We start from the raw sequence: 8,548 nt of genomic DNA on the forward strand, positions 1-8,548 counted from the left end.
GTCAAATTATTTATTTTGATCTTTAAATAAATAGTCGCAACATATTCTGAAACCTGACTGTTAAATGGAATTAATTTCTGAAATAGGTATTCGATTACTGGACATATAGGATCACATATTACCCAAACATGATAGGAATGAGTTCAGAAAGCTCACCCAAAACCAGAATAAAGATATCCATGAATTCATTGTGTAATATTGAGTTTTTTTAGCTTTTCTGAATTTTGAATGAGAGCTTCTTTGTATTCTTCTATAATTTCATCAAGTAGATGACTAACTGTAGTGATGGACTTAATGCCTGTAACACCATGCCCCGCAGACCAAATATCTTTCCAGGCTTTATCGTTTTGTGCAGAAAGTTCAGAGAAGTCTTCTTCTTTCTTTTGGCTAAGATCAATACCAGCCTTTTCGATACTGGATTTTAAGAAATTGCCATAAACACCCGAAACAGCATCCGTATAGATAACGTCATCGATATGAGAATTAACTAAAGAAGCTTTATACGCACTAGCTGCCAGACTTTCATCTGTAGCAATAAATCGTGTACCCATATAAGCAAAATCGGCTCCCATATCTTGGGCTGCTAAGATGTCTTTCCCCCCGTTAATCGCTCCAGCCAGAACTAGAGGGCCCTTATAAAAAGATCTGATTTCATCAAGCAGTGCAAATGGGTTTGCTGTGCCTGCGTGCCCTCCTGCTCCTGCGGCAACAGCAATAATGCCATCAACACCTACCTCAATCGCTTTTTCGGCATGTCTCCTTTTTATAATATCGTGAAAAACCAAACCACCATATTGGTGAATGGAATCAACTACATCTTTGGATGCCCCCAATGATGTGATCACCAAAGGGACTTTATACTTGATGCAAAGCTTTAAATCCGGGATAAGTCTGGGGTTTGTTTTATTGACAATTAAATTAACAGCAAAAGGAGCAGGTTCAATTCCGGTTTCTAATTTGAAGTATTCTAAGGCATCGGTTATTTCAATCAACATACGCTCAAAATCTTGTACTGTTCTTCCGTTTAAGGAAGGGAAAGTTCCCAACACGCCTTTTTTACATGATTCAATTACCAGGTCAGTTCCTGAAACCAGGAACATGGGTGCTACAATAATGGGCAATGTCAAACTCGATTTTAATTCTGGTATGTTCATCTTAGTCCTTTTAGAAAGCAGTTTCAATTTAATCAATTATTGTAAATGATAAGGAATATTCAAGTTGAAAAATTGAATTCTAATGAACCTATTCAAAACGGAATGATTCAGATTTTTAATATTTACCCCATCTAGAGCATCATAACTTTCACAAAGAACACTTTAGGATACTCCTTGAAATAATAGTATCTTGAATACTGGTATTTTAAAATCAAAAATATTTAACAAAGACAAAATAACGTGAAAATTCTACTCACTGGGGCAACAGGTTATATTGGCAAAAGACTCCTACCTATTCTGATTGAGAATGGGCATAGGGTTGTTTGTTGCGTTCGTGATCTAAAACGCTTTACCCCACCTCAATCACTCTTACCCCATATCGAAGTTATACAAGTTGATTTATTAGACTCAGCCTCCTTAGCACGTATTCCAAAAGATATTGATGCTGCTTATTATTTGGTTCATTCCATGTCTTCATCTAGTGACTACGAAATTTTAGAAAAGAAGTCTGCTTCAAATTTTAGGCAAGCAATTGAACTAACGCAAGCGTTGCAGGTTATTTATCTCAGTGGAATAATCAATGAATCAATTTTATCAAAACATTTAAAATCAAGACAAAATGTTGAATTAGAATTAAGTAAGGGTAAATACAATCTGACAACATTGCGTGCAGGAATTATTATAGGTTCTGGAAGTGCCTCCTTCGAAATCATTCGTGACTTGGTTGAAAAACTCCCCATTATGATCACCCCTAAATGGTTAAAAACGAAATGTCAGCCTATTGCCATAAGAGATGTTATTAATTTTCTCTCAAAAAGCTTGTTCAATACACAAACATACAATCAAGATTTCGATATTGGTGGCCCTGATATTCTTTCGTATAAGGATATGTTACTAGTATACGCCAAAGTAAGAAATTTAAAACGCAGAATCATTATTGTTCCAGTCATGACGCCTCACCTTTCGTCATATTGGCTTTATTTTGTTACAACTACTTCATACAAATTAGCCATTGCTTTGGTTAATAGCATGAAAATAGAAGTGATTTGCAGGAATCATAAACTCAATAAAATTCTCGGGATTACACCCCTATCTTATGAAGAAGCTTTATCGAATGCTTTTCTTAAGATTGAAAGTAATGAGGTGATTTCAAGCTGGAAAGACTCTTTGATTAGTGGTAGACTCAACATTAAAATTTCGGATTTCGTTAATGTACCACGCTTTGGTTGCCTGACTGATAAACGAAGCCGAGTTTATACCGACAGACAACAATGTCTGGACAGGATATGGCGTATAGGTGGTAATACGGGCTGGTATTATGCCAACAGATTATGGCAATTCAGAGGCTACTTAGATCGTTTGGCTGGTGGTGTTGGTTTAAGAAGAGGACGAACCAACGAAGAAGAACTAACTGCTGGTGATGCTATTGACTTTTGGCGGGTGTTATACGCCAACAAAACAGAAGGGAGATTACTCTTGTTTGCAGAAATGAAAATTCCTGGTGAAGCTTGGTTAGAATTTAAACTAAAAGACGGTAAACTCATCCAAACAGCAACATACAGACCTATTGGCCTATCTGGTAGGCTATATTGGTATATTGTTTACCCATTTCATGGTTTAATTTTTAAAGGGATGCTTAATAAATTAGTACGAAAATAGCGATACTTAACTATTCTTATTTGATAGCAACACCTCTAATCTGGGGGATGATGGGAACAATAGGAGAATACAGATTATAAGTTTCAACTCGTAGATCAGAGAATCCTGCAGATTCAATATAAGGCTGAATATCTCTGTTGGTATGGCAACCTTCGAAACACCAGTGCCAAGGTTTGTGAATCAAGTTTTGAATCATCCCTAGGACTGAATTCTCTCTGGCTTTAACATGCTCAATAAAAACAAATTTCCCAGAAGGTTTCAATATTCTTTTTATCTGTTGCAGACATTCTTCCAAATCCTTAACCGTACAAAGTACAAGCGTACTCACCACGAATTCACAGGATTCATCATCCAAATCAATTGCCTCACCAATTAACGAACGAATCTCCAGATGAATGCCATATTTTTCGGCGGCTTTCTCTAGACTTTCGTGCATATGTACATTGGGCTCAATCGCAATAAGATGAGTCCCTTTTCTCAGGTAACGCATATTTTCACCCGTTCCCGATCCAATCTCAACAACTGTCTGCGGATGATCTTTGAACATGGCGTTTTTGATATCGCCAAACTTATAATGCATATAAGTAGACATGACCTTAAGCAACCACGAATTTATCGGTCCACGAATGGCATTGTTTTCAAACTGATTAGTCATTATAGGAGTTACTCTTGAGAGTTTGTATTTTTTCTTGTGGATCAAAAGTAAGAAAAAAGGGCGTGTAGCATAACTAAATAGGACACAATCTATCTGGGCACAAGCTCTAAACTAAAGAATCGATATGCTATATGCGGCAGTAATTTATGGTTTTTATATACATAACTGACAATAAAAATGCCACTCGAATATTCAAGTGGCATTTTAAAATAACTAGCGTTCTATTTATTTAACGACTATTCCCAAAACTTCTAGTTTTTGACGTTCGTTACCTTCGTAAAATAAATCGAGACAGGCACGTAAATCTGAGCAATAAGCCATAAATTCGACATAATACTCTTGTTTTTGAGTGGTTGCTTGCTGAGCTTCGCCATCCTCTTTTTCAGCCTTCAGTTTTAAATCATCTACCATAGTTAAATCTGCTTGCATTGCTGTAATTACCTCTGGTGTTAAAGCTGCCAATGTCAGTTTTTCCTGAATTGCTTCATGTGTAATAATGGCATTTACAGTATCATCGGCCAATGCTTTCCACTCAGGGTATGCAGTTGGCACGTCCTTATTTAATCGCAAAAGGGTTGTTAACTCAAGATCGTTTTTAAAAAAATACCGACCCACCTTACGAATCTGAATCAGCTTATCGTGAAGCATCGTGTATGAATCATTAAAAATCCGAGTTGCCTGACTCGATTCAATTCGTTCGGTATCTTGAACTTCGAAGGCTGTTTTACTTTTCGTATAAAGCAACTTACCCACTTCTATGCGCTCTGCGGGATAAATCAGTTTAATACGCTCCTTAATAGATTCATCAGCCGAAACACCGTAGACTAATAATCGTCCTTTTTCCAGTTCTCTTAAATAACTTTCTTTCATAACATGACTTTTTAAACGCTCTTTTTCAACTCAACCTAGAGCTATTGTTAAATTTAAACACAGAAAGTAAAAACGAATAACAAATAAAGCAAACCCTATATAACTAAACTTGAAGCAGATAAAAAACGTGCCATTTATTTTTCTTCTTTACTAATTAATTGAATTCGAAATATTATTTTTAATTGCCATAATGAAATTATGAGTCTATTCTCTAAAAATCAAATCCTATTCAGTATTTTTTTTATGATACTTATCATGTTTTTGGTATTTACTTCGCTAAAAATCCATTTTTCACAAATCAATGTCATTTTGGCGCGGTTCCCCCGGCTTTTGAGTAGTTCCCCCGGCTTTCCTCTGCCATCCTGTCGTTTTGAGCGATTCCCCTCACTTTTGGATGAATTTATCGCGTTCATCTGTGGTTTCCCCGCGGTTTGAGGCAATTCCCCTCACTTGCGTGACATTTTATTGCACTTGGGAGACATTTCCCTGAGCTTTGGGGCTCCCCCCTTGCCTTTTAAAGGTTTTATGCTGCTAGTGTGATTGTAAATTGAGCTTTGGTGGGGAAATACTCGGTTTGGGGCAAAAAAAAGGCTGAGCGGGTGGCTCAGCCTTTTGCATATTCTATTTAGTTATAGTTCTATATTCAGAATTTCAAACAATCGGTATATTTCAGCCTTTGCCGTCCGCGGATTTTCAGGATCATATTGCCCTAAAGCTTTTGCTCTTTCATAAGCTACGCTAAGGTTTGGCTTCAATCGAGAATAGATATTTGTTCCAGATTTATAATACTTCTCCGTTTTCTTATAATGCTCAATTGGTTCATTACGTAACTCCACAAGCATTTCTTTATATAAAGTATAGAAATCACTTGTATCCTTAATATGCAATAAATACCAATACTCCAAACAAGGCGTATTTATCAAAACTTCAACATTTTGCATAGCGTTCAATTTTTTATAATAACTATTGAACTCCTGAAGTGGAGAATTCCCGCCTTCTTTTTTCTCAGCTTCTTCTTTCAAAATCACATCTAAGTCAACAATCCATATGACTTTATCGTAATGTTTCTCAGCTTCAATCACTAGGTTATATTGGTCTATTAACTTTGCCTTAGTCACCAAATCTGGTTTTATTTGAATATTCTTAAGATTCTCTTGCTGAGTGAGAAGTTGCAAATACCACTTTTCAGTTTGACCGTCTACAATTATTCCATAAACCTTTTTTCCTTCTCCTTTTAACTGTCGGCTATTTCTCTGTCTCGTCATCTTCGATATCTAAATAGTAATCACTCAAGTTTGGTGTGGCACCCAGTTTTCCAACTTTGTAAGCATTGTAAACAGAACTCGTATCCCGAATTACAGAAGAATCAAAATCATCTAAAGAAAATAAATCGGTACTACCATCCTCTATCTTTTCAGTAAACCAAATCGCATCATTTCTGAAAATATTTTTTTCCATCAGTAATTCACGAAGATGAGTCGTCGCAATCAATTGTGATTTTTTAGAATTAGTCAAAAAGCTTAAAAGGAAATGCTTTAATAAGTCAGGGTGTAAAGAAGATTCAAATTCATCAATTGGAAATATTATTTCATTATTAATCAACATATCTAACAAACCACCAAATTCATAATAACGCTGAGTTCCTGCAGATTCATCATCAAATGAAAGATGATACTTATCAGTACCATTAACTACATGTTCAAATAACAATTCCTTTGTTGTTATTTTTTTTTCTAATTTCAGCTTATTTAATTCAGAGTCAGAGATCATTAACCTTTTTGATACAAGATCTACAAATTCAGGTGTTACCTCTTGTTCATTTACATCTACTACAATATCTGAAATATTAAAGTCAGCTTTCTTCAACACTTCAAGTATGGTTCGCTTATCAATTACATTTGAATCTAATTTATTAGAAACATAATCAAACAAGTTAGATTTCGGATGTACTATTGGTTTCAATTTGCTTCGAAACCAATTAATTACATTCTGTAATTCTGTTGATTCTATATTGGTTTTTAAAAAGCCGCCTAAAACCGTATTATTCCACAAAGTATTCGCTTCTAGAGTTAATTTATGTGATTTATTAATATCTATTTTACCTCCAAAATTAATGATTGTCAATTGCTTTTCTACATCAGTAATTCTCTTAAAAACTAATGCCTTATTGGGATTATAAAATCTTAACTCTTCACTAACAACAGTATTCTTATTTACTTCTAAATCGTATAGATATTTAATTCCCTCTTGAAAAAATTCGATACTCAATATTGTATTTTCGTTTGGTGTTTTTGATGAAAATAAAAAAGGACTGACATTAATTGTCTCTGTTTTTTTATCAACAGGTTCCAATATTAAATCTCTGAGAAAATCAAGAGCTTTTAGAAGATTCGTTTTACCCGAAGCATTTGCGCCATAAATCAATCCTAACTTTAATAAACGAACGCCTTTTTTGGGTTCTAAAATATAATAATCCTCCAAATCATCTGACTTGGCTGCTTCAAATGATAATGTGACTTTATCCTTAACGGATCGAAAATTTTGTACTGAAAAACTAGCTAGCATTGTATTTTACTTTCATTTTTGTAAATCAATTACAAATTAAAGCATAAAAACACCAAAATCAACACTATTGTGTGTTTTTTTCAATAACTAAGTAATAAATGAATTAAGGCAAAAAAGAAGATTATTAGGATAAAGCGCTCAATTAAGTGAAATTCTTTTGCGAAGAGATTCCTTCATCGTTCAAGTTCGCAATGACAAGTATAATATAAAACCAGAAAGCCACTCTCCACAAGGTTGCAGTCAATATGAAACTCTGACAGGTACTCTACGCCGTCAGGATATCGTAATTGGATTGCAGCATTATGTGGAATCTACTTTATAGTCATCGGGACATGATAACACAAGATCGTAAAATTCAGATGCTGATTAAAGATAGTTTCTTTATGATCTTAAGTTTGGACATCAATCCTATTTTAATCATTAAAATCTGCATCAAAAAATTTCATTTTCAATCGAAATATTGGCAACGAATAAAAGCAAAAATTACAATGATTTAGGCTCACAAATTTTGAATCCAAAGGATTCTTACATCTATAAGATCACATGTAAGCCTTTCATTCGACTCCAAAGGAGTCGCAAATAAATAAAACACGATCTCTATAAATATGTAATCCCCTTGGGATTTCTTGTTAACAACCCAAAAATCTGCGATTATCTGCGCCATCAGTGGGAAAACAAATCGAGTAGGTAGGGGGATTACTCCCCCGCTCTCTCACACCACCGTGCGTACTCTCGTACACGGCGGTTTCGAATAATGTTTGAACTGTTTATAGATAACTGACATATTATATAATCCTAAATCTATGAACCATTGTAGATTCATAGCCTGATGAGCTTGAGGACAACCTGATAATCGCCACCATCCTTTTCCTGATAGGGCTAAAATCCAGCTTTGCCAACTTTTAACGCCTAACTTGGTTAGGAAGCGTTTAATGCCAATGGTTCGTTTGCATTGCTTTAATCGGAAACATCGTAATTTTCGACGAATCCATGCATCTAAATTTCTGAGCAAGCGTGAGCAAGAAGCATACTTGAAGTAATTCAACCAACCTCGCAGTACAGGTCGTAAATCTGAAACTAGGGTTTCTAAACTCACTGCTCTATTACGCCTACAAAGTTTTCGAACTTTTCCTTTTAGTCGCTTCACACTACTACTGGCAATCGTTAAACATCCTGTAGTTTGGATGGTATAAGCTAGAAATTTTGTTTGATGACTCATACAAACAACACTCTTGTCTTCATTAACTCTCAGTTTTAATTTAGCTATGAGATATGCGCTGATAGATTTCTTCACTCTCTCGCCTGCCTTTGGGCTGCGAACAAAAATGCTAAAATCATCGGCATATCTAACAAAGTGATGACCTCGTCTTTCAAGTTCCTTATCTAATTCGTCTAAAACTATATTAGATAATAGTGGAGATAGTGGACTTCCCTGAGGGGTCCCTTTAATGCGTTGTGATACTAAGCCATCGACCATAATTCCACTTTGTAGATAGCGACGTATTAATAACAACAAGGCACGATCCTTTATGCGACTTGATAAACGTCTCATCAATCGATCATGGTTTACTTCATCGAAGAAACTTTTCATATCCATATCAACGACGACAGACCGACCCTCATTTACATAGGTACTAGCCTGATG

Annotated in this window: 7 protein-coding genes; 1 reads left to right on the top strand and 6 read right to left on the bottom strand. The window is 35.4% G+C overall.

The features are described 5' to 3' along the window. Nucleotides 1-185 precede the first annotated feature (185 nt). Complete coding sequence (locus DWB61_RS09245) at nucleotides 186-1,154, bottom strand: NAD(P)H-dependent flavin oxidoreductase (protein WP_125030619.1); 969 nt, start codon at nucleotides 1,152-1,154, stop codon at nucleotides 186-188. Nucleotides 1,155-1,394: 240 nt separating this feature from the next. Here DWB61_RS09245 and DWB61_RS09250 point away from each other — a divergent pair, with 240 nt between their 5' ends. Further along, nucleotides 1,395-2,813 carry an SDR family oxidoreductase gene (locus tag DWB61_RS09250; protein WP_125030620.1) on the top strand — a complete coding sequence of 473 codons (1,419 nt, stop codon included), beginning with the start codon at nucleotides 1,395-1,397 and terminating at the stop codon, nucleotides 2,811-2,813. A 16-nt stretch (nucleotides 2,814-2,829) separates the two neighbouring features. On the opposite strand, the gene DWB61_RS09255 is transcribed toward DWB61_RS09250, so the two are convergent. From DWB61_RS09255 to DWB61_RS09275, 5 genes are all read right to left on the bottom strand, one after another. Next, nucleotides 2,830-3,468 carry a class I SAM-dependent methyltransferase gene (locus DWB61_RS09255; RefSeq protein WP_125030621.1) on the bottom strand — a complete coding sequence of 213 codons (639 nt, stop codon included), beginning with the start codon at nucleotides 3,466-3,468 and terminating at the stop codon, nucleotides 2,830-2,832. Nucleotides 3,469-3,693: 225 nt separating this feature from the next. Further along, entirely contained in the window at nucleotides 3,694-4,338 is a 645-nt protein-coding gene (locus DWB61_RS17780) for a PQLLE family protein (protein WP_225423371.1), read from the bottom strand. A gap of 629 nt (nucleotides 4,339-4,967) precedes the next feature. Further along, entirely contained in the window at nucleotides 4,968-5,603 is a 636-nt protein-coding gene (locus DWB61_RS09265; RefSeq protein ID WP_125030622.1) for an RloB family protein, read from the bottom strand. Continuing rightward, nucleotides 5,584-6,903, bottom strand: coding sequence for an AAA family ATPase (locus tag DWB61_RS09270; protein WP_125030623.1), 1,320 nt, complete (start codon nucleotides 6,901-6,903; stop codon nucleotides 5,584-5,586). The genes DWB61_RS09265 and DWB61_RS09270 overlap by 20 nt, the downstream gene beginning before the upstream one ends. Before the next feature lie 712 nt (nucleotides 6,904-7,615). Then, on the bottom strand, nucleotides 7,616-8,548 hold a 933-nt coding region (locus DWB61_RS09275; RefSeq protein WP_125030624.1), incomplete at its 5' end, for a reverse transcriptase domain-containing protein.

The organism is Ancylomarina euxina (genome assembly GCF_003863355.1).
Taxonomy (GTDB): Bacteria; Bacteroidota; Bacteroidia; order Bacteroidales; family Marinifilaceae; genus Ancylomarina; species Ancylomarina euxinus.

Coding starts and splice junctions, on each gene's coding strand:
- DWB61_RS09245 (WP_125030619.1), bottom strand. CDS start 1,154: ATGAACATACCAGAATTAAAATCGAGTTTGACATTGCCCATTATTGTA.
- DWB61_RS09255 (WP_125030621.1), bottom strand. CDS start 3,468: ATGACTAATCAGTTTGAAAACAATGCCATTCGTGGACCGATAAATTCG.
- DWB61_RS17780 (WP_225423371.1), bottom strand. CDS start 4,338: ATGAAAGAAAGTTATTTAAGAGAACTGGAAAAAGGACGATTATTAGTC.
- DWB61_RS09265 (WP_125030622.1), bottom strand. CDS start 5,603: ATGACGAGACAGAGAAATAGCCGACAGTTAAAAGGAGAAGGAAAAAAG.
- DWB61_RS09270 (WP_125030623.1), bottom strand. CDS start 6,903: ATGCTAGCTAGTTTTTCAGTACAAAATTTTCGATCCGTTAAGGATAAA.